At 65.3% G+C, this 1,285-nt stretch carries 1 protein-coding gene; it reads right to left on the bottom strand.

Annotated features, from left to right (window positions below):
- Positions 1-240 precede the first annotated feature (240 nt).
- Positions 241-1,179 (bottom strand): hypothetical protein, encoded by a 939-nt coding sequence (locus ACZ6S5_RS34880; protein WP_466006552.1) that lies wholly within the window; start codon positions 1,177-1,179, stop codon positions 241-243.
- Between the last annotated feature and the right edge of the window lie 106 nt (positions 1,180-1,285).

Below are 1,285 nucleotides of genomic sequence, written 5' to 3'. Positions count from 1 at the left end.
CGATGGACAAGGGCTGCTGCTCGAACAGGCCAAGATCGGCCAGCTGATCCGAAAGAGCCCCTGACCAGCGCGGATGGGTTAACCGGCAAGCACAGCGCTCGCCGCGCATTGAACGCCCGATCAGCGGCATGTGCGGATGCACCGGAGACGCCTCCAGTGCGCTTCAGCTCCAGTGCGCTTCAGCCAGTTTCTGGTTGTAGATCATTCGATGGCGCGTGGTACACGGCGCCTCGGGGCCGGTTATCGGGTGTGGCGCCGGAGCCGGTCGTCGTCGGTGCTGAGCCACGAGCCGTCGCCGAGTGGTTCGATGTCGTACGCGTCGCGGGTCTGGGTGTCGAGCATTCGGTGTACCTGTCCGGTGCGTGCGTCGACGAGATGGTGCCGGTGCCACTGTTGTTCGTCCTCGGTCTCCCCGCCGAGGGTGACGATGGCGGTTTCGGAGTCGAGATAGCCACCGGCCCACTCGACGTACGCCTCGTCGGGGTCGTAGTCGAAGGACTCCACCGGGATCCGGACCAACACCTCGCCATCGGGGTATGCGTGGAAGGCGACGTCCTCCTGGTCGTGATGGACGGTCATGAAGTGGTGGCCGTCCGGGGCGAGACTCACGAGACTGCGGTCGGTCCATGGGTAGGCGGTCAGTTCGATGACGTCCCGGTCGAGATGACCGCGGTACACCCGCGAACCGTCCTGTCCCTCGCCGACGTCGAGCAGCATGTGCACACCGTCCGGGTGGGCAAACTGGTGCCCACCGTGACCGGCGCAGTCGAGTTCGGTCCGCGCGATGATGGCCCCCGTCTCGGCGTCGATGGCGAGCCAATGGTCCAGACCGTCACCGCGCCCTGCCATGGCGTCAGGCATGTAAAGCCACACCACCGTCCCGGCCGGCGAAAACTCACAGTTCGCTATGGCGTTGTACGGCTCTTGCGCCCCAGGGCCGAAGCCGAGCCGCCACAGAATATTGCCCTCGCGGTCGGTGCATACCATCTCGTCGGCCGTCGCATACACCGCACGCAGTAGGTTCGGCGCCACCGCGTGGTCTTTCACCTCGATGGCTGCGCCGACGGGAAACGTGGCGACCGGCACCGCCGGCGACTCCACCGCAGGGCTCCCAGGGAAGTCGTAGGCGTGGACAGAGCCGGCCACGAAGCGGGTCACCATACTAGAGATCGCAGTCATGTCGCCCAAGGCTAGCCGCAACGCCGTTCAGTTAGGCGTGGGAGAGGCCGGTCAAGGGTGTGTTGATCAGAGAGTGAGAAGCGGAGTTCCGGTATCAAGGTTTGTC

The organism is Micromonospora sp. NPDC051924, assembly GCF_055586005.1.
Note: the sequence above shows the minus strand (reverse complement) of the source record. Positions and strands in the feature narration are given on the sequence as shown.

Coding starts and splice junctions, on each gene's coding strand:
- ACZ6S5_RS34880 (WP_466006552.1), bottom strand. CDS start 1,179: ATGACTGCGATCTCTAGTATGGTGACCCGCTTCGTGGCCGGCTCTGTC.